The 19058-nt window shown below is 62.0% G+C and carries 16 protein-coding genes and 1 riboswitch; of the genes, 4 read left to right on the top strand and 12 right to left on the bottom strand.

Features of this window, described 5'->3' with window-relative positions:
- Positions 1 to 12: 12 nt before the first annotated feature.
- The 4 genes from AAHA39_RS10720 to AAHA39_RS10705 form a co-directional block, all read right to left on the bottom strand.
- The gene (locus tag AAHA39_RS10720) at positions 13 to 336 is read right to left on the bottom strand and encodes a DUF1820 family protein (protein WP_033114015.1); all 324 of its coding nucleotides are present in this window, start codon (positions 334 to 336) and stop codon (positions 13 to 15) included.
- Positions 337 to 465: 129 nt separating this feature from the next.
- On the bottom strand, positions 466 to 1350 hold the full coding sequence (locus AAHA39_RS10715) for a YjjW family glycine radical enzyme activase (protein ID WP_320656979.1): 885 nt from the start codon (positions 1348 to 1350) through the stop codon (positions 466 to 468).
- 10 nt (positions 1351 to 1360) lie between these two features.
- A complete protein-coding gene (locus AAHA39_RS10710; protein WP_320656980.1) occupies positions 1361 to 2887 on the bottom strand; it encodes a YjjI family glycine radical enzyme in 1527 nt (508 codons plus the stop codon).
- Between the two features lie 164 nt (positions 2888 to 3051).
- Positions 3052 to 3528 carry a L,D-transpeptidase family protein gene (locus tag AAHA39_RS10705; protein ID WP_033114013.1) on the bottom strand — a complete coding sequence of 159 codons (477 nt, stop codon included), beginning with the start codon at positions 3526 to 3528 and terminating at the stop codon, positions 3052 to 3054.
- A gap of 280 nt (positions 3529 to 3808) precedes the next feature.
- On the opposite strand from AAHA39_RS10705, the gene AAHA39_RS10700 reads away from it, so the two are divergent.
- Positions 3809 to 6976, top strand: coding sequence for a S41 family peptidase (locus AAHA39_RS10700; protein ID WP_320656981.1), 3168 nt, complete (start codon positions 3809 to 3811; stop codon positions 6974 to 6976).
- 15 nt (positions 6977 to 6991) lie between these two features.
- On the opposite strand, the gene AAHA39_RS10695 is transcribed toward AAHA39_RS10700, so the two are convergent.
- A complete protein-coding gene (locus AAHA39_RS10695; protein ID WP_320656982.1) occupies positions 6992 to 8290 on the bottom strand; it encodes a ferredoxin reductase family protein in 1299 nt (432 codons plus the stop codon).
- Between the two features lie 305 nt (positions 8291 to 8595).
- Between AAHA39_RS10695 and AAHA39_RS10690 the strand changes: the two genes are divergently transcribed.
- Complete coding sequence (locus AAHA39_RS10690) at positions 8596 to 8829, top strand: hypothetical protein (protein ID WP_320656983.1); 234 nt, start codon at positions 8596 to 8598, stop codon at positions 8827 to 8829.
- 84 nt (positions 8830 to 8913) lie between these two features.
- Here the strand turns inward: AAHA39_RS10690 and AAHA39_RS10685 are convergent, their stop codons facing one another.
- Positions 8914 to 10779, bottom strand: coding sequence for a M3 family metallopeptidase (locus AAHA39_RS10685; RefSeq protein ID WP_320656984.1), 1866 nt, complete (start codon positions 10777 to 10779; stop codon positions 8914 to 8916).
- Positions 10780 to 11067: 288 nt separating this feature from the next.
- Here AAHA39_RS10685 and AAHA39_RS10680 point away from each other — a divergent pair, with 288 nt between their 5' ends.
- Positions 11068 to 12750 carry a methyl-accepting chemotaxis protein gene (locus AAHA39_RS10680; RefSeq protein ID WP_320656985.1) on the top strand — a complete coding sequence of 561 codons (1683 nt, stop codon included), beginning with the start codon at positions 11068 to 11070 and terminating at the stop codon, positions 12748 to 12750.
- A 264-nt stretch (positions 12751 to 13014) separates the two neighbouring features.
- Positions 13015 to 13100: riboswitch (cyclic di-GMP riboswitch) on the top strand.
- Positions 13101 to 13165: 65 nt separating this feature from the next.
- A complete protein-coding gene (gene gbpA, locus AAHA39_RS10675; RefSeq protein ID WP_320656986.1) occupies positions 13166 to 14587 on the top strand; it encodes an N-acetylglucosamine-binding protein GbpA in 1422 nt (473 codons plus the stop codon).
- A gap of 150 nt (positions 14588 to 14737) precedes the next feature.
- Here the strand turns inward: gbpA and AAHA39_RS10670 are convergent, their stop codons facing one another.
- The 6 genes from AAHA39_RS10670 to AAHA39_RS10645 are packed head-to-tail and all read right to left on the bottom strand — an operon-like array spanning position 14738 to position 18957.
- Complete coding sequence (locus tag AAHA39_RS10670) at positions 14738 to 15574, bottom strand: transporter substrate-binding domain-containing protein (RefSeq protein ID WP_040067363.1); 837 nt, start codon at positions 15572 to 15574, stop codon at positions 14738 to 14740.
- Entirely contained in the window at positions 15571 to 16332 is a 762-nt protein-coding gene (locus AAHA39_RS10665) for an amino acid ABC transporter ATP-binding protein (RefSeq protein WP_040067361.1), read from the bottom strand. The genes AAHA39_RS10670 and AAHA39_RS10665 overlap by 4 nt, the downstream gene beginning before the upstream one ends.
- Positions 16329 to 16991, bottom strand: coding sequence for an amino acid ABC transporter permease (locus AAHA39_RS10660; RefSeq protein ID WP_320656987.1), 663 nt, complete (start codon positions 16989 to 16991; stop codon positions 16329 to 16331). Before AAHA39_RS10660 ends, AAHA39_RS10665 begins: the two co-directional genes overlap by 4 nt.
- On the bottom strand, positions 16981 to 17103 hold the full coding sequence (locus AAHA39_RS10655; RefSeq protein ID WP_320656988.1) for a hypothetical protein: 123 nt from the start codon (positions 17101 to 17103) through the stop codon (positions 16981 to 16983). The genes AAHA39_RS10660 and AAHA39_RS10655 overlap by 11 nt, the downstream gene beginning before the upstream one ends.
- Positions 17084 to 17749, bottom strand: a complete 666-nt coding sequence (locus tag AAHA39_RS10650; RefSeq protein WP_040067357.1) for an amino acid ABC transporter permease — start codon at positions 17747 to 17749, stop codon at positions 17084 to 17086. Before AAHA39_RS10650 ends, AAHA39_RS10655 begins: the two co-directional genes overlap by 20 nt.
- Complete coding sequence (locus AAHA39_RS10645; protein ID WP_320656989.1) at positions 17746 to 18957, bottom strand: threonine synthase; 1212 nt, start codon at positions 18955 to 18957, stop codon at positions 17746 to 17748. Before AAHA39_RS10645 ends, AAHA39_RS10650 begins: the two co-directional genes overlap by 4 nt.
- Between the last annotated feature and the right edge of the window lie 101 nt (positions 18958 to 19058).

Genomic DNA, 19058 nt, shown 5'->3' with positions numbered 1-19058 from the left:
GCGGCCCTGCCATCAGGGGCGTTTGGTGTAGATAGGGCTGGGGAAGTGGGAAACATTGTTGCCCAGCTCGGTAATGCGGGCCGCCCCCTGTTTTTGCACCTGATCGATGCGCAGCACCTGATGCATGGGGATCATGGTGTGGCGGACATCGGCAAATTCGTTTTTGAGCTTCTCATGGCTGGGGTCGACGATAAGCGCCGTGTGGTTGTCCCACACAAAATCGGCGATCTCGATAAAGCCGAACAGCTGACCCTGATTCACCTCGCGCACATACACTTCGTAGCGCTCGCTGTGGCAAATAAACTGAACCCGATATAACGCCTTGCTTTCACTCATGATTCTTTGTCATTGCGGGGAAGAGGATGGCCGATATTCTAGCCGCCCCAATCGCCCCCTCCAATAGACAGAAATCACAGTTGTCCGCTTTGGCGGCGCAGCCTGTCGTATTGTGGCATGACTCCGAAATCAGATTAGCGGCGGCAGCGTCACTGGCCCCAGCCCAGCCTCACGCAAACGACTTGCCAGCTGTTCCAGCTCGTCACGGGTTGCCTCGGGCCAGCGGATCGCTTCTCCCCTCACCCCGTGGTGGCGAAAACCGTTGAGCCGGATCGGCACGGCGCCGAGCTGGCGCAGAAAATCGGCAAGACCGCGATCGAGCTGCCCCTCTGCATCCAGAAAATCGCTCCTGCCCGGCACATGGAGCAGCCGCAACTCGGCCAGCTTGCCGTGACTTGCCAGCAACCTGAGCGAAGCCAGCACCCGCTCGCGGCCATAGCCGGTCAGGGAGAGGTGTACCGAGTCACGCCACCCCTTGAGGTCGATCATGGCGCCGTCGAGCTGCGGCAGCAGCCGCTGCCAGCCAGTCTCCGCGAGCGAGCCATTGCTGTCGAGCAGACAGCTGAGATGGGCCAGATCCGGCGCCTCCTTGATGGCGCGAAACAGGGCCGCCACGAAAGGAAGCCGGGTGGTCGCCTCACCGCCCGAGACGGTAATGCCGCTCAGCAGCGGGCCGTAGCGGCGCAGCAGGGCCAGCACTTCGGCCACCGTCATGGTAGTGGTTTTAGGATTGGCGCTGCGCGGGCAGGCCTCCAGACAGGCATCGCAATCGGTACAGAACGCCTCCTGCCAATGAACCTTGCCCTCGCTCATGGTCAGGGAGCCACTCGGGCAGACCGCAAGGCAGTCGCCGCAATCGTCGCACAGCCCGATAGTGTGGGGATTGTGACAACCGGGGCAGCTGAAGTTGCACCCTTGCAGGAAGAGCACCAGCCGATTGCCCGGCCCATCAACACAGGAAAAAGGCAGCACCCTGCTCACCAGGGCGCTGCGCGTCAGCAGAGCTGCATCCATCGGACGTGGCTCAGTACTGGCTGATGGTCGACTCATTAGCGACCACTCGCGGTGCCCGCTGGCGAATGGCGGTCACTTCACTCGCCTCGGCACCAAGACAGGTGGTCTGCAGCCGCGACCCCTCCTCTGCGAAGCGAGCCACGTCGCTCTTACGGATCATGTAGCCGGTCACCCGCACCAGATCGCTGTCGGCCACGTTGGCGGTGAACTCGCGCATGCCGATGGCGAGCGCCCCCTTGCAGAGCTGCAACAGCGCCTGCGGATTCTGACGGATGGTGGGATCCAGCGTCAGGATCTCGCTGATCCCCGAGTGGTAGTAGCCGTGGTGCGGCGCCAGCGCCAGCACATGGCTGGCCGGATCCGGCTCCTGCCCGTAGGGAATCCGCACCCCCGGGGTCACCGCCACATCGATGCTGAGGCCGCCCTGTGAGTGCAGCAGAGCGTGACCACCCCAGGCATGAGACTGCGGCGTCGTAGTGACATATTCCGAAAGCTGGGCCGAGATGCGATAGCCAAGCTGGTTCGCCTCTTCGTCGTGACCGTAGCGGCCCGGCAGATTCTCTTTATCCATCAGGATGTTGACCGCTTCCGCCATGCCGTAGATGCCGAACATGGGGACGAAGCGATCCTCATCCAACAGCCCCTCCTTGACCAGGAAGCTGTCGAAGAAACCGGACTCCTCGTGCAGGAAGGCGGCGCGTACCGCGATCAGCTGGGACGTGAGACGGCAGTAGTGGGGCAGCAGGCAACCGAGGAAGTCATCGATCCCCTGTGCCTGCTCGGCGACTCGCTTGAGGGAGATGCGCACCAGGGTGTTGGCACCACCGGCCTGTGGCAGGGCGTTGTAGCAGCTGACGATGCCAAAACCACGCTGGTCGAAGGTATCGCGATGGATCGGGTAGTTGGCGATGTGCGGCTTGCTGCACTCGGCGATATTCTTCACTGCCAGCAGCAGCAGATCGTCGGGAGTCTGCTCCGGATCGTGGAAGAAGGTGAGGTTGGGGGCCACCTGCTTGAGCTCGTTGTCGATGCGCAGGATCAGGCGGCAGATCCGGTTGTCATCGGGGCCGATGTTGACGTGCATGAAGGCGTCCGGCAGCACCCGATCCAGATAGATCCAGAACCCTTTCAGCTTGCGGTAGAGAGTCTCGTCATCCAGCTCGCCGACAAAGGGGAGCAGCAGCTGATCGAGCCGTCCCAGCCAGACTGGCATACCGGTGACGGAAGGAACGTGGTGATAGAGGATGCGCAGGGCATCGAGCGCTTCGTCGAAATTTCGCGGCGCCGCCAGCTCCAGCCAGGCGGAGCCCTGGGTCAGGAACTTCTCGTAGTCCGGCAGCACATAGCGCGGCTTGTAGGGAGCGTGCCCCTCGAACATGTCACAGACAAATCCCTGCGCCATCGCCTCTGCAACTGCGGCAGGCAGGTCGGGGTATGGCAGCGCATTCTCGGCGGCCAGCGCCAGCGCGTGGCTCTTCTGGGCAGGAGAGAGATGGGGATCGCGCACGATGCGCTGGCAGGTTTCGGTCAAAGACATGGGAAGCTCCTTCACTGGCTGAGCCCATATCCTCACCTTTTGCAGGCTTTTTTGGAATTGACATTCATAACATGGTGGATGTCCATAAAAGACATCCGAAAGGCGAGATCACATCCGCTATAAACCAACGGGGCCCGCTCGATGGAGCGGGCCCCGTTCATCAATCAGGGTTCGATGATGATGGGCGTGCCGGGCTTGACGGCCTCCCACACCTCATCCAGATCGTGGTTGAGCATGGCGATGCAGCCATTGGTCCAGTTGGAGGGCTGTACCCTGCGGTTGCCAATGCTGTTGATCTGACCGTGGATCATGATCATGCCACCCGGGTTTACCCCCTTCTCGTTGGCCGCCTTGATGTCGTCCAGATTGGGGTAGTTGATGTGGATCGCCTTGTAATAGCCGGAGTTGGTCTTCTTGTAGTCGAGGATGTAGCGACCTTCCGGGGTGCGCTGATCCCCTTCCCGCTGCTTGTGACCCTTGGGCGCCGGGCCCAGCGCGATCCAGTAGCGTTTGACCTCTTTGCCATCCTTCATCAGGGTCAGGCTATAGGTGGACTTCTTGACCACCACCATGTCGGCAGACAGGGTGGCAAAACTCAATGCGGGCCACAGCCCCAGTAAACACAGTAATACGGCTCTCATTCCATCCCTCGACAAGCCTCTGATACGGGCTTTGGTGTTGCCAAATCATCTGAATAATCTTCGCCTGCTGGCGAGCGAGCGCCATGATATTGGATCGCCATCAATACTCAATATGCGCGATAAAACATATCTTGGCACCGGTTTCGCCTGATCCCCGCGCACGTCATTCAAACTTCAATAATTAATATTCAAAACAATAAGATAGCGTCAAACATCAGTTCTGGCGTATGACCTGATGATCGGCGATGATTACTTTTCAACCCATCGACAGGATCATGCCATGCGCTCTTCATGCCGCTTCGTCCACCTGCTGTTGTCACCCCTGCTGCTCTGGCTGCCCGCATCTTACGCAGCGGATGCGCTCTGGCTGCGCGACCCCGCCCTCTCCCCCGATGGTAAGCAGCTTGCCTTCACCTGGCAGGGACGGATCTTCATCACCAGCGCACAAGGGGGGCCGGCCAGCGCCCTTACCGGCAGTGACTACCTGAGCCAGCGCCCCATCTGGTCGCCGGATGGCAAGCAGATCGCCTTTGCCGCCAACCTCTACGGCAACGAGGATGTGTTCGTGGTGCCCGCCAGCGGCGGCAAGATGGTGCGGCTCACCCGCGACTCGCGCAACGACCTGCCGCAGGCATTCAGCCCCGATGGCAAACAGCTGCTGCTGAGCAGCCAGCGGCTGGCCGATCCCAATGCCGATCACTTCGTGGCCGAAGGGGTGCAGGTCAGCGCCCTCTACTGGGCGCCGGTAACAGGAGGCAAGCTGCAGGCCGATCTGCCACTGCCGGCGATCCTCGCCCGCCCGCACGGGCAGCAGCTCGCCTACCAGATGCCGTCGATGGATCAACCCTTTCGCAAGCACCAACACTCGTTTGCCGTCTCCCGCCTCTGGCTGTTCGATGGTAAACAGCACCGCCAGCTGACCGAGGATCGCATCGCCGCCACCGATCCGGTCTGGAGCGACAAGGGGGATACCCTCTTTTACCTGAGCGAGCGCAGCGGTGACTTCAACGTCTGGCGCCGTGATCTGGCCAGCGGCAAAGAGCAGCAACTCACCCACTACAAGGGCAATCCGGTGCGGGGGCTGAGCGCCTCGCGCAGCGGCGATCTGGTCTGGTCGTGGCTCGGGGAGCTCTACCGCCTCGATGCCGGCAGCACCGAGCAGCGCAAGCTCGCCATCACGCCGCAGGTGGTGAGCGAGCCGGACGAGCAGAGCCAGTCCAACAATCAGGCTGACGAGATCCTGGTCAGCGAAGAGGGCAAGGAGCTGATCCTGGTGAGCGAGGGGAGCCTGTTCGCCGTCGATCCCGAGCGGGAGCGGGTACGCCAGCTCACCGACTCCCCCAGCGAGCAGTCCAGCCCCCTCTTTGCCGAGAAGGAGCGCTCGCTTATCTACCTCTCCGAACAGGATGGGCCGGCCGCCCTCTATCGCCTGCGCAAAGCGGATCCGGAGCGTCTCTTCAGCGATCCGGGCACCTTGCAGGAGAGCCTGCTGCTGGCCATTCCCGGCAAGGGGATCAGCCGTCCGGTGCTCTCTCCCGATGGCAAGCAGCTCGCCTTCGTGGTCGATGGTCAGGCCATTCATTTGCTCGATCTGGCGAGCAACAAACAGCGCGAGCTGGTTCCCGCCAGCTTCAACCCCTCGCGCCACGAGGTGATGCTCGCCTTTGCTCCCGACTCCCACCATCTGGCGCTCACCTTCCGTCCCGACTCGGCCCAGCAGGAGATCGCCGTGCTCGATACGGCCGATGCCAAAGCCAAACCGGTTAACGTCAGCCTCAACGGCTATCAGGACGGGGCGCCGGCCTGGAGTCAGGATGGCGGCATCCTCTACTGGCAATCGACCCGCTATGGTGTGCTGGATGCCGATGGTGAACCCCTTGGCAGCAACCTGCTCGGCATCTACAGCAGCCGGGCGGCCAAGGCGGACTTTCTGGCCGAAGTGGCACCGCCCAAGGAGGGGTATGGCTTCGAGACCGCTCGCCTCTCCCATCGGGAGGCGCTGCAACTCTTCCCCAGCGGCACGCTGCTCGCCAGCCGGGTCATTCACGACCAGCTCGTCTATCTGGTGGAAGAGGGGGGCCCCAACAACGAGAGCGAGATCAAGGGTTACTCGCTCGACCTGCGCAAGGGGGAGACCCGCCAGCTGTTTGGCGATCAGCCGGGGCCGGCCATGGCCACCCTCAATCGGGAGGCGACCCTGGCCACTCTGGTGCGGGACGGAGAGATCACCCGCATTAACCTCGACTCCGGCGAGGCGCTCAGCTCCGCTTTCGAGCTGGTGCAGAGCAGGGGGCAGCACGCCCGAATGGTGGCCGCCTTTGACCAGATCGCCCGCCTCACCCGGGACGAGTTCTATCGCGACGACATGAACGGAGTGGACTGGAACGGTTATGTCGCCACCTATCGCCGGCTGCTTGCCGGCATCAACAACGGCCGCGACTTCGGTGACCTGCTGGCGGAGCTGGCGGGCGAGCTGAACGTCTCCCACACCTGGGGCTATGGCCCCACTCGCTATCCCGACATGGCGGATGAGACCGCCAGTCTCGGGGGCTACTGGCAGGATGGCAAAGAGGGGGTAGTGCTGACCCATCTGCTGCCCGGCGGGCCGCTGGATCAGGAGAGCGACATCGCTGCCGGTGCCCGCCTGCTCGCCATCAACGGCAATCCGGTCGCCACCCGGACAGAGCTCGATCGCGCCCTCAACCACAAGGCCGGGGCGCGGCTCGCCCTCACCTTCCAGCAGGTGGGGAACAAGGAGCCGGACGAGGTGGAGGTAACCGCCATCGATCAGCAGCAGGAGTACCGGCTGCAGCTCGACAGCTGGATCGCCAAACGACGGGATCTGGTGGCCAAGCTGAGCAAGGGCCGGGTCGGCTACGTCTATCTGCCGGAGATGAACAGCGCCGTCTATGAGGAGCTGGTGTCGGAGGCGCTCGGCCGCTTGCGCAGCAGCGAGGCGCTCATCGTCGACGTGCGCTTCAACAAGGGGGGCTATCTGGCCAATACCCTGGTTGGCTTCCTCACCGGCAGCAGCAGCGCCCACGGCATGGCCATCTCGGATCCCAAGGCGGGACAAGGGGCCAGCGATGCCGCGACCCGTCAATGGACCAAACCCTCAGTGGTGCTGGTCAATGCCGGCAGCTACTCGGAGGGCTCCGCCTTCCCCGAGTACTACCGCGCGCTCAAGATTGGCCCCATCGTCGGCGAGCCGGTGCCCGGTACCGGCACTATGGTCTATGGCCATACCTCCCGCCTCGTGCCCGGCCTCTCCTACGGCATTCCGACTCTGGGTCTGCGCAAACCGGACGGCACCTTCTACGAGAATCAGGAGCTGATCCCGGACGTGCAGGTGCCGCTCACCCCCGCCGATATGGTGGCCGGGCGTGACCCCCAGCTGGAGGCCGCAGTAAAAGCCGCCCTCAAGCAGTTGCCCGCCAGCGCCAAATAACGGCGCCCATCGAGCTCAACGAAAGCGAAACAGCTCGCGATGCAGATGCCCGCCCGGCAACAGCCGGGTCAGGGCATCTGCCATCCCCTCCGGCCCGCAAAACCACACCTGCGCAGGTGCATCCTGCGCGATGCGAGCCAGATCCAGCCGCCCGGCCGCCTTGTCCAGATGCAGCTGATAACGCACACCGGTGCGATGACAGAGCTCGGCCAACCGCTGGTGGTAAACGGCCCCCGCCAGATCCGGCGCACACTGGATCAGGGTGATCCCCTCGCCGCGCTCGCCACGGGCAGCCAGCCCCTCCAGCCAGGCCACAAACGGCGTGATACCGATCCCGGCCCCCAGCCAGAGGGCTCGCCCTCCCCCTTGCGGGGCGACAAAAGCGCCATAGGGGCCGGTCACCACCACCTCATCCCCGACGCGCGCCTCTGCCACCAGCTGACGGGTATGATCTCCGAGCGCCCGTACCGCGATCACCAGCTGGCGCCGATCCGCCGACACCCGCACCAGAGTAAAGGGGTGCGGCCCCTCCTTGGCGTCAAATTCGAAAAAGGCAAACTGACCCGGGCGGTAATGGGCGAGCGGCCGCTCCAGCTGCATGGTCAGCTCGCAGGTCTGATCCGCCAGCGTCCGCACCGCAACGACCCGGCCGGGATGGCGCTTGCGCGCCCCCACTTGCCCCAGCAGGGAATAGAGGGCCCCGCTAGCGCCGATCCCGCCGATCAACCAGATCGCTACCCCAACCGGCGTCATGGCCCCCACCTGAGGCAGCAGGCAGAGCCCGTGGCCCCAACCCGCCAGATAGATGAGCGGCGCCAACCGGTGGATCAGCCGAAAGCGGCCATAACTCACCAGCGCCAGCAAGCTCACCACCACCAGCGCGATCAGCAGATAGAAACTCCACTCCCCCAGTGTATTGCCAAGGCCATGGAGCGAGATGCCATTGCCTGCTCCTGCACCAGCTGCGGCAGCACTGGCCCCACGCCGGGCGGGACGGCTCAGCCAACCCGCCGAGACCGCCCACTTGGGCGCCTCCACCAGCAGCCAGTGAGCGGTCAGTGCCAATGCGCCGCCGATGGCCGTCTGGCGGTGCAATCGCAACATCCGGTCCAGACCGCCACACCACACCTCCAGCTGCGGCAGACGCAACGCCAGCAACAGCGAAATGGCCATATAGGCCATCCCCAGCAGGCCCGTCAGCAGCAACATCTCATGGCGCCAGGGCCACACCCCGTTGGCGTCCCCCGCATAACCCAGCCACCAGACTCCAACCGCCAGCAGCGGCAACAGCCACCACACCCGTTTACTCGTCATAACATGCTCCCTGGTTCCATCGCGGCAGGGCCTCGCCCCTGCACATGGTTCCATTACAACCCCGTCCGGTCACAAGACTTTGCCAGAGGGGGAAGCTTGTGTGGCAATGTGTGACAAACGGAAACAAAAGAGGGCCCGCCGGCCCCTCTGGTCACCCTTGCTGACTGGCCCTCTCTTCATGGGGAATAGCGCAAAATCCACCTCTGCCGCGATTGACGACCCGCCAGTAAAAGGAATCAAATGGGGACGACACATATCTGCGGCGGAAAACCAGCTGCCCGCCCCCCCGGACCAAGAGCTCCCCCTTGCTTTCATCCACCGAACAACGCTTCTGCTCAAGCTGTCAGCACGAGACCAACCATGTCGTGGTGCTGGTCGACAAATCCTTTGGCCAGCAGCTGACACCGGAGCAAAAGCGCAAAGCGTTTATCAAGGACTTCATTACCGGCTGGGCCGCCGACCCCTTTCTGGCCAACATGGATCGCTTTGAGCGCCACGCCATCTGTGAAAATTGTGGAAAAAAGGTCATTGATGAGTAGTGAACAATGAGCAAAAAGAATGGCAGGAAGGTTTCCCCGCCTGCCAATTGCCGTATCAAAGCAAGTTAACGCCCATCAGATTGCTCACTGCACGCAGTTCCACCCCTCCCCGACATTCTCGGAAAAATAGTGCCGGGCAATCCACGCCTCGAAATCGGCCAGCATGCGGGTTTCCGACTCGCTGTTGTCGGCGATAAGCTCGGCGCCGTGTACCACCCGGATATGGGCGTCGAGCGGGCTTCCCTCACCCGCCGCGGGGCGCTGCTGCGTGGCGGCCATGCAGGCTTGCGCCTGTTGCCACGCTTCGGCGGCGCTCAGGTTGCACGCCTCGGCCAGCGGCACGGCACTGAAGCCTTCACCGGTCAGGCTGCGCAATGTCTCATCGTGAGTCATGCCGTTGCCCGGCCCCCAGTAGTGGGCAGCCAGATCCGGCCCGATGCGCGGGTTGTCGGTAAGGTAGCCATCACGCTTGAGGAAATAAGCGCGAGTCTGCTCCACCGCCATCAGCGCCAGCAGGTAGCCGTGATAGGCGCAGGCCGACTCCTGATTAAGGAGGTGCGGAATGGCCAGCAACGGGCGTGGGCTCTCGACCCCGAGGATCTTGCGCTCCCACTTGCGGGCCAGTGCCAGCACAGCCTCGGGAGTACGTTCAGCCTCATCCATGGCGTAGAGATCCCGCTCGAAGTAGGCCACCAGCGCGATCTGGCGTTCGTTAAAAGCGCGAAACGGCTGACGCGCTTCGATCATCTCCTTGATAAGCGCATCGGGGATCGGCTCTCCCGCCGCATTTCTGGCATAGCGTTTGAGCCAGTCCGCATCGTCCAGCAGGCTGTCGCAGAACATTGACTGGGTCTCGGCATAAGCCATGGAGGTGGGCGGAAACTCCTGTGAGAAGCAGGGGGCATTGCCGGTGACATTGGCAAAGTGCGCGGCGTGGCCCCCCTCGTGGAACAGGGTGTTGAGGCCACTCCAGCCGCTGCCCACCTGCGCCGGATCGGCCAGGCTGGTGAAATTGACCACAGCCGGCACCCACTCCCCCTGCAGGAAGAAGCTCGGCACCGGGCCGTGGCAGAAGCCGTTCTCGTATTTCCCCTCCCGGGTCAGCAAATCCAGGGTGAGGGTCGCACCACGATACTGGATGCCGAGCCGGCGGAAACTCTCGACCCAGTCCCGCAGCGCCCGCGAGAAGGGCACATAGGGGTCGAGCTGGCGGGTCACGTCGCCACTGACGAAGTAACGCAGGTTGTGGGACAACAGGGCCACCTCCCCTTTGGCCGCTTTCAGTTCGACCAGACTCTGCTGCAGCCGGACGTCGGTACGGGCGATGAAGTCATCAAGGATGGCGAACAGCTGATCCGGGCTCATCTGTTCGTTCTTGCGCACCTTGTAGGCGAAATAGTCGCGATAGCCCATGGCGCGGGCAAAGCGGTTGCGCAGCGCCACCACCTCGAGAAAGCCGTTGCCGACCACCCACTGCTCCAGGGTGTGGAACATGGCGATGGCGCTTTGGCGCACCGCCTCGTTCGGGCTGGCTGCAAGCGAGGTGCTGGCGGCGGGCAGGCTGCCTGCGACCTGCTGGCCCTGCTCATCCAGCAGGGTCAGTTTCAGACCTTTGCGGCGGGCAAACAGATCCGCCTCGGCAGCCACCAGCTCATCCATCAGGGCGGCGGCAACGGGATCCTCGATGACGTTGCACTCGAAGAAGGCAATCCAGCCCGCCAGACCCCGTTTTAACTCCTCATCTTCGGCAAGGGCGTGCATCTTGCGCAGTTCCGGCAACCGCTCCGGATTGGCGCAAAAGGCCTTGTAGGCCTGCTCGGCTGCGGTAAATCCGGCCTGATCGTCGCTGGTGCCCATGTAGGTGGCCCAGAACAGATCCTCCTTGCGTCTGTGAACCTGCAGATAGGCGCGATTGAGCTGGTCAAAATACTCTCTGGCAATCGAACTCATAAATTCCCTCTTGTCGCAGGAGCGCTCCGGATGGCCCCTGTTCTGGTTGGTGAAATGCCAAGCTATTCACATTTTTCGGCAAATCGTGCGAAGAAACCCTTTTCAACATGCTACCCGAAAGCGGGCTGTAACCTCTGCTGACTATACTGATGTTAAAACGCTCATTTAAACAGGCTCGCCAAGCCACTGAAAGTAAATGAATTGTTAAATGAGACGTTCAGCAAGAGAGATAGAGGCTACCGCTGTATCGAGCCACCATAACATCAACGGGATAACGAGGGGTTAGTCATGTTCAAGCTCGGTGATATCACCGTGAGCCGCAAATTGATCTTGCTGCTCACGGTTGCGTTTGTCGGTTTCGTGTCACTGCTGCTCATCTCCGCCAACGCACTCCAGCGCAATCTGATGAGTGAACGGGAAGCGCGACTCAATGCCGTGCTGGGACAGGCCATGAGCCAGATCCAGTTTCTGGCCAGCACCCTGCCGGCAGAGCAGGCGCAGCAGGAGGCACGCAAGCTGCTGACCAATATGCGCTTTGATGGCAACAACTATTTGTTCGTCATCGATGAGAGCCGCAAGATGCTGGTGCATCCCATCCGGCCCGAACTGGTCGGCCAGACCATGGGAGAGGGTTCGGGTGCCACCGCAGGGCAGTTCTGGTTCCAGATGGTCGACATCGCCCGTGGCGGCAAGCAGGGAACCCTGCAATACATCTGGACCGGCCCGTCTGGGGAAACCGCTGACAAGCTCTCCATGGTCTCTGGCTATCAACCCTGGGGCTGGATCCTCGGCACCGGTATGCTGCTGCAGGACATCCACCAGACCATCTGGGCCCAATACATGAAGATGGGCAGTGCCACCGCCATCGTCATTGTACTGATGGGGCTGCTGGGCTGGCGCATCACCCACTCCATCGTCTCCCCGCTCAACCAGATCAACCACGCCATGCAGCGGGTCGCCAGGGGCGATCTGGTGGTTACTATTCCGGTGCAGGGCAAGGATGAGCTGGGCATGGTGGCAAGCTGCACCAACCAGAGTCTCGATGCCATCCGCCACGCGCTGCTGGAGGCAAGTCAGGGGGCCCGCAACGTGGCCGATGCCGCCCTGCGCATCGCCGCCTCCGCCGAGCAGACCAATCAGGCGGTCACCAACCAGCGGGATCAGCTGGCCCAACTCGCTACCGCCATGAACGAGATGAGTACCACCATCTCTGACGTAGCGGGCCATGCCGAGAACACTGCGCGTGACACCCAGGAGGCGACCGGTGAAGCCGGGCTCGGCAACCGGGATGTGCACGCCAGCGTGAACGGCATCAAGGCGCTCGCCAGCGAAGTGGAGCAGGCGACCCAACAGGTCAATCAGCTGAAAGAGGGGGTCATGCAGATCGGCGAGGTGACGGCGGTTATCAGTGCCATCTCGGATCAGACCAACCTGCTGGCCCTCAACGCCGCCATCGAGGCAGCCCGCGCCGGCGAGCAGGGCCGTGGCTTTGCCGTGGTGGCCGACGAGGTGCGCCAACTGGCCAGCCGCACTCGCCAGTCCACCGAGGAGATCCAGAGCACCATTGCCCAGCTGCAACAACGGGCCGTCAGTGCAGCCAGTGCTATGGATGCCAGCCGCAAGCTGGCGGAGAGCAGCGTCGATCAATCCCAGCAAGCGGGCCAGGATCTCACCCTGATCGTCAACCACATCCAGCATGTGAGCGACATGGCGACCCAGATCGCTACCGCTGCCGAGCAGCAGAGCATGGTGGCCGAGGATATGAACCGCAACGTCAGCGGCATCAACGACTCGGCGCTGGAGATGTCCCAGTCCGCCTCGCAACTGGCGCAGGAGAGCGAGCTGCTGGCCGGTCTCTCCCGCAGCCTTGATGAGCGGCTTGCGGTGTTCAAACTTGGCAAGGAATCAGCTACAGCGCCAATGATGGCTCCCGTATCTCCCCTCTCCGGAGAGCAGCGCGCCCGTCATTGATGGCGTCAACCCGTGTCGCCTTGTCACCCGACCTGCCAGCCAAGCTGGCAGGTTTTTTTACGCCGACAACACGCAATCGGCATGCACCTTATCGGCATATTCAACGGTATTCGACGCCATTCACAGATAAGAGAACATTTTAAAAACAGTCAGTTAGAATGATCCATGTGCCGTTGAACGGTGCATTTAAACATTTAACTTCAAATAATTAATCAATGCGGTGCACAATGGTGATGGCCGAACATTTGGCCCATCACTAACCATCTAGTCATTTGGCAAACTGACCGAAAGGTCGGGACGCAAAGCCTCCGGTCTACAGACGTTTTGTCCAGGATAGCGGGGTTGCCACACGCAAGTGTGCATCGGGGAACTCCCCGGCCAACTGACTGCCCACATCTATCGAACAGAGGAATGTATGGCAGCAAAAATCCAACTCAATCACATCGCAACGGTGCTGGCCCTGCTGGCCAGCGGCAGCGCCCTGGCCCACGGCTACATCAACCAGCCAGAGAGTCGCAACTACCTGTGCAAAACCGGTGGCAACAGCCAGTGTGGCGGCGTGCAGTGGGAACCCCAGAGCGTGGAGGGCCCATCAGGCTTCCCGCAGAGCGGCCCGCAGGATAGCCAAATCGCCTCGGCGGGCAGCCCGCGCTGGAGCGAGCTGAACATCCAGACCAGCGACCGCTGGACCAAGCGTGAAGTACAGCCCGGCCCCTTCGCCATCAGCTGGACCTTCACTGCCAACCACGTCACCCGCAACTGGCGCTACTACCTCACCAAGCAGGACTGGAACCCCAACCAGCCGCTCACCCGCGCCTCGTTCGACCTGACCCCCTTCTGCGTCATCGACGGCAACATGGTGCAGCCGCCCAAGCAGGTGACCCACAACTGTGTCTTGCCGGATCGCACCGGTTATCAGGTGATCCTCGGCGTGTGGGAAGTGGGCGACACCAGCAACAGCTTCTACAACATCATCGATGCCAAGTTCAAAGATGGTAGCCAGCCGCCGCTGGAGTGGAGCCAGGCAGGCACCATCTACCCCTCCATCGACCTCGCAGTGGGTGACAAGGCGATGACCCGGGTATTCGATGCCAACGGCGAGCGCCCCGATCTGCAGACCGTGCTGACCATCACCACCGCCGAGCAGGGCCAGAAGAACAGCTGGGCTCATGCCCTCGCCAGCAAGATCAACGCCGAACAGAGCCTGATCCGCGCCGGTCAGCAAGGAGCCGATGGCCAGTTCAATCCGGTCTACGGTATGAACCCCGTCTATCTGCATCGAGACAGCAAACTGGATCGAGTCGAGATTGATCTGCAACAGCTGCAGCCGCCGGTAGTGGACAGCATCAGCGTCAGCGGTCTGGCCAGCGACTATGTGCTGGACAACGGCAAGGCCACCCTCGATTTCACCGTCACCGCACAGGGAGATCTGGCCGTCACCAACACCCTCTATGACCACGGCGGCGTCGCCAAGGGTGAAAGCAGTACCGACATCAAGGACAGCAGCCACACCTTTACCATGGCGCTGGAAGGGCTCAAGGCAGGTCACCACCAGCTGGTGATCAAGGCCACCCCGAAAGCGGGCGGCGAGACCATTCAGCAGACCATGGACCTGATGTTCAAGGAGCAGAGCAGCGGCGAATACGACTTCGTCTTCCCGAACTCGCTCAAATCCTATGCCGCCGGCACCAAGGTGCAGCAGCCGAAAAATGGCAAGGTCTATCAGTGCAAGCCCTTCCCCTACAGCGGCTACTGCCAGCAGTGGACTACCACCGCCACCCAGTACGAGCCGGGCATCGGCTCCCACTGGCAGATGGCGTGGGATGAAGTGCACTAACCCACGCTTGGGCACATAAAAAAGGGCGTCCTCTCTAGCAGGGGACGCCCGGAAAAATCAAACCTTGCGGTTTGCATACCAACGGAACCAAGACCTCACTCTTCACTTACTTCACACACTCAACACACTCTTTAGAACAGGGGTTGTCCATTAACCCTGCCATTTTCCTCCTTCGACAATCACATCATTCGGATCGGTATCAGGGCTCAGCTTGTCACGCACATACTGGTCATAGAGTTTCAGCAGGTACTTCTCCTCACCCAGCTTGGCGAGACGGTCGTTGACCCAGTCACGCAGCTCGATATTGCCCTTCTTCACCGCCGGGGCGATGGGATCTTCCGAGCCCAGTTTTTCGGGCAGTACCCGATAGCCCGGGTTCTCCTTGGCCCAGCTGAACAGCACCAGGTTGTCCTGGGCATAGGCGTCACCACGGCCCTGCGCCAGCGCCTGCAAGGATTCGGTGTTCTTCTCGAACTTGAGCACCTTCCACTCCGGATGGTTGCGGGTCAGCCAGATGTCGGCCGTGGTGCCGGTGGTCACGATCAGGGTCTTGCTGGCCAGATCATCGAGCTTCTTGGCCGGGCTCCCTTCCGGCACCAGCACCTGTACCGCCACTCGCAGGTTCGGGTTGGTGAAATCCACCACCTCGCGCCGCTCCGGGGTCACCGTCATATTGGCGAGGATCAGATCCACCTTGTCGCTCTGCAGGAAGGGGATGCGGCTGGCTGGCTCCACCGCCACGAATTCGATCTTGTTCTCGTCCCCCAGCAGATCCTTGGCGAAGCGGCGGCCGAGATCGGTGTCAAAACCGACGTAGTTCCCCTTCTCGTCCACGTAGCCAAACGGCGGCTTATCGGTGAAGACGCCGACGATGAGCTTGTCCCGCGCCTTGATCTTGTCGAGAGAACCGTCCGCCGCATGGGCAGCGCCGCTGGCGATACCCAGTCCTAATAAGGCACTAAGCAGAACCGAGGTGATTTTTTTCATGCTGACTCCTTTCGTTTGATGACATTTGTATAAGAAAACTTGGCGAGGAACTGGCGCGCACGCTGGCTCCTGGGATTGTCGAAAAATTGGTGGGGCGCGGCCTGCTCCAGAATGTGGCCACCATCCATGAAGACGATGCGATCCGCCACCGCCCGGGCGAAGGCCAGCTCGTGGGTGACGATAAGCAGGGTCATGCCGCTGCCGGCGAGATCGCGGATCACCTCCAGCACCTCCTGCACCATCTCGGGGTCGAGGGCGGCTGTTACCTCGTCAAACAGCATCACCTGCGGGTTCATGCACAGCGCCCGCACGATGGCGATGCGCTGCTGCTGGCCGCCGGAGAGCTGGCGCGGATAGTCGTGGCGCCGCTCCCACAGGCCGATGCGGGTCAGCAGCTGCTCGGCTTGCAGCAGCGCCTCTGCCCGCTCCCGCTTTTGCACCTGCAGGGGGCCAAGCAGCACATTTTCCAGCACCGTCAGGTTGGGGAAGAGGTGATAGCTCTGGAACACCATGCCGATCCGCTGGCGCACCCGCTGCCAGTCGGTGGCACCATCCAGCAGCACACCATCGAAGCGGATCTCGCCCCCCTGAATGGGCTCGAGCCCGTTGAGAGTGCGCAACAAGGTGCTCTTGCCGCAGCCGCTTGGCCCCAGGATGACGATCACCTCCCCGGCGCGCACGCTGAGGCTGATCCGATCCAGCACCAGATTCGGGCCGAACTGTTTACTGACAGAACCGAGTTCAAGCAGAGGTGTCATACCGCATTACCCCATTGTTGCTCCAGCCGGCGCGAGGCGAGCGAGAGCGGATAGCAGACCAGAAAAAAGAACAGAAACAGCAGACCGTAAATAAGCAGCGAGCCATAGGTGCGCTCGATGATCTGCTGGCCCACCTTGATCACTTCCACCACCCCGATCAGCACCGCCAGCGAACTGGTCTTGATGATGCGGGTGTAGATGTTGATGGTCGGCGGCGTCAGCCGCTGCAACGCCTGTGGCAGCAACACATGGCGATAGAGCTGCCAGGTCGAGAGCCCGAGCGCCAAGCCGGCCTCCTGCTGACCACGGGCGAGGGAGTTGAGGCCACCGCGCACCACCTCTCCCACCTCGCTGGCGCCCCAGAGGGCGAGTACCAGCACGGCGCACCAGAAGGCCGGAATATCGAGGCCGAAAAAGATCGGCAACCCGAAGAAAAAGAGATAGAGCCACACCAGCACCGGCACCACCCGAAACAGCTCGAGATAAAGCCGCAGCAGCCCCCGCACCAACCGACCGCCCTGTTGTGCCAACACGCCGTAAGCGACACCGCCGAGGGTGGCAAACAGGATGGCCAGCAGCGAGATGGCGAGGGTCTGACCCGCGCCCACCACCAGCAGTGGCAGCGCCTGCGTCAGCTGTCCAGAAATTTCACTGGCCATATTGAGCCCTCCTTTCCTGCGCCTCGGTGGCGAATGATTGCGGCAGCTGGAAGATACGTGCCCACATCGGGATCCTCGCCTGCATCAGCGATTCAGTGACCGAACTGACCATGTTGCAGCCTCCTTTCAACGACGCGCAGAGCGAGGGAGAGCGGCAGAAAGATCAGCACGCACATCAATGTCAGTACCGCCAGCATCTCGTAGGTCTTGTAGTAGAGGGCGATGTAATTCTTGGTGGTGTAGAGCAGTTCTGGCACCGCCACCGCCGAGGCCACCGTCGTCTCCTTGAGCAGGAAGATGAAGTTGGCAAACAGCGCGGGCAGGCTGGCGAGCCAGGCCTGGGGCAACTGCACGTGGCGCAGCAGTTGCCAGCGGGAGAGGCCGATTGCCCTGCCAGCCTCCAGCTGACTGGCGGGCACCGCCTGAATGCCTGCACGCAGCGCCTCGGTCAGATAACCACCACCGAGGAAGGTCATGGCAATCACCGCAGTGGTAAAGCCCGACAGCGACAAGCCGAGCGCAGGCAGCCCGAAATAGAGGAAGAAGAGCTGGATAAGCAGCGGCGTGTTGCGGGCCAGCTCGACATACCCGCGGATCAGGGCGCTGAGCGGCCGCTTGTGCAGGCTCAACAGGGCGACGTTGAGCAGGGCGACCGCCAGCGAAGTGAGGATCACTATGGTCCCCAGCTGCAAGGTGACCCAGACCGCCTTGCCGAAGGCGGGCAGCGTCGTGAGGATGAAGGGCAGATCCAGATTCATGCCGGGATCCTCCCGTCACGCTGCAGACGCTGGGGCAGCACAGTGATCGCATCCGGGTACTTGATGCCGGCACCGGTATTGAGCACGACAACCTGCTCCTGCTCCCGGATCCAGCCCGCCTCGCGCAGTTGACGAGCGGCAGCAAACGCGGCGGCCCCTTCCGGGCAGACAAAGCTCCCTTCGCGAGAAGCAAGCAAGCGGATCTCGCTCTGGATCGCCTTGTCATCCACCGCGATGGCGCAACCTTCGGTGCGATAGAGGGCATCCAGCACCAGAAAATCCCCCAGCGCCTTGGGCACATTGATGCCGAATGCCAGCGTCCGGGAGTCGGGCCAGAAGCTCGACTCGGCGGCTCTCTGTTGCCACGCCTGTACGATGGGTGCGCAACCGCTCGCCTGCACGGCCACCAGCCGGGGCAGCTCACCCTTGACCCACCCCAGCTCCTGCAGCTCGCGCAGCCCCTTGTAGATACCGATAAGGCCGACCCCGCCACCGGTGGGATAGATGATCACATCCGGCAGGGTCCAACCCAGCTGTTCGACAATCTCCAGCCCCATGGTCTTCTTGCCCTCAATCCGGTAGGGCTCCTTCAGGGTTGAGGCATCAAACAGGGCGTGCTCCGCCACCGCCTGCGCCACCTGACGACCGGCATCGCTGATCAGGCCATCCACCAGATAGAGACGGGAACCGGCGAGGGAGGTCTCCAGTCGGGTGATGGCGGGAGCTGCCTGCGGCATGACGATGGTGCTGCGCAGTCCGGCGCGGGCACCGTAGAGCGCCCATGCAGCCCCTGCGTTGCCGTTGGTCGGCATGGCGAAGTGGGTGACGCCGAGTTCACGCGCGCGGGAGATGCCCACCGCTGCACCACGAGCCTTGAAGGAGCCGGTGGGGATGACGCTCTCGTCCTTCATCCAGAGATCCGGAATACCGATCTGCTTGCCCAGAGTGGGCAGCCGTAGCAGCGGGGTAAGCCCCTCCCCCAACGTCACAACATGGGCGGGATCTCGCACCGGCAGCAACTCGTGATAACGCCACAGGCTGGCCGGGCGACCCGACAATGCCGCCGGGTGCCAGGCTCGCTTCAACGCATCGAGATCGTAGCTGGCCAGCAGTGGTGCACCTGCCCGGCTCAGTTGCCAGGGCTGGTCGGCATCATGGATCTCGCCACTCTTGCTGCAACGCAGATGTGATAGGTAGCTATACGGCATGCTTTATCCTGAATGGATCGACTTTGGTCAGTCACTTATTCCATCCTGCAATCCAAGTACCGGATAACAAACAAAATTAACTGGCAAACCTAAGTGAAAAA

The sequence above is a fragment of the Aeromonas sp. SE22 genome, assembly GCF_038739755.1.
Taxonomy (GTDB): domain Bacteria; phylum Pseudomonadota; class Gammaproteobacteria; order Enterobacterales; family Aeromonadaceae; genus Aeromonas; species Aeromonas jandaei.
This window is presented reverse-complemented; position numbering and strand designations above follow the sequence as displayed.

Excerpts from the sequence above, each read along its gene's own strand:
- AAHA39_RS10720 (WP_033114015.1), bottom strand. The coding sequence starts at position 336 with ATGAGTGAAAGCAAGGCGTTATATCGGGTTCAGTTTATTTGCCACAGC.
- AAHA39_RS10715 (WP_320656979.1), bottom strand. The coding sequence starts at position 1,350 with ATGGATGCAGCTCTGCTGACGCGCAGCGCCCTGGTGAGCAGGGTGCTG.
- AAHA39_RS10710 (WP_320656980.1), bottom strand. The coding sequence starts at position 2,887 with ATGTCTTTGACCGAAACCTGCCAGCGCATCGTGCGCGATCCCCATCTC.
- AAHA39_RS10705 (WP_033114013.1), bottom strand. The coding sequence starts at position 3,528 with ATGAGAGCCGTATTACTGTGTTTACTGGGGCTGTGGCCCGCATTGAGT.
- AAHA39_RS10700 (WP_320656981.1), top strand. The coding sequence starts at position 3,809 with ATGCGCTCTTCATGCCGCTTCGTCCACCTGCTGTTGTCACCCCTGCTG.
- AAHA39_RS10695 (WP_320656982.1), bottom strand. The coding sequence starts at position 8,290 with ATGACGAGTAAACGGGTGTGGTGGCTGTTGCCGCTGCTGGCGGTTGGA.
- AAHA39_RS10685 (WP_320656984.1), bottom strand. The coding sequence starts at position 10,779 with ATGAGTTCGATTGCCAGAGAGTATTTTGACCAGCTCAATCGCGCCTAT.
- AAHA39_RS10680 (WP_320656985.1), top strand. The coding sequence starts at position 11,068 with ATGTTCAAGCTCGGTGATATCACCGTGAGCCGCAAATTGATCTTGCTG.
- gbpA (WP_320656986.1), top strand. The coding sequence starts at position 13,166 with ATGGCAGCAAAAATCCAACTCAATCACATCGCAACGGTGCTGGCCCTG.
- AAHA39_RS10670 (WP_040067363.1), bottom strand. The coding sequence starts at position 15,574 with ATGAAAAAAATCACCTCGGTTCTGCTTAGTGCCTTATTAGGACTGGGT.
- AAHA39_RS10665 (WP_040067361.1), bottom strand. The coding sequence starts at position 16,332 with ATGACACCTCTGCTTGAACTCGGTTCTGTCAGTAAACAGTTCGGCCCG.
- AAHA39_RS10660 (WP_320656987.1), bottom strand. The coding sequence starts at position 16,991 with ATGGCCAGTGAAATTTCTGGACAGCTGACGCAGGCGCTGCCACTGCTG.
- AAHA39_RS10655 (WP_320656988.1), bottom strand. The coding sequence starts at position 17,103 with ATGGTCAGTTCGGTCACTGAATCGCTGATGCAGGCGAGGATCCCGATG.
- AAHA39_RS10650 (WP_040067357.1), bottom strand. The coding sequence starts at position 17,749 with ATGAATCTGGATCTGCCCTTCATCCTCACGACGCTGCCCGCCTTCGGC.
- AAHA39_RS10645 (WP_320656989.1), bottom strand. The coding sequence starts at position 18,957 with ATGCCGTATAGCTACCTATCACATCTGCGTTGCAGCAAGAGTGGCGAG.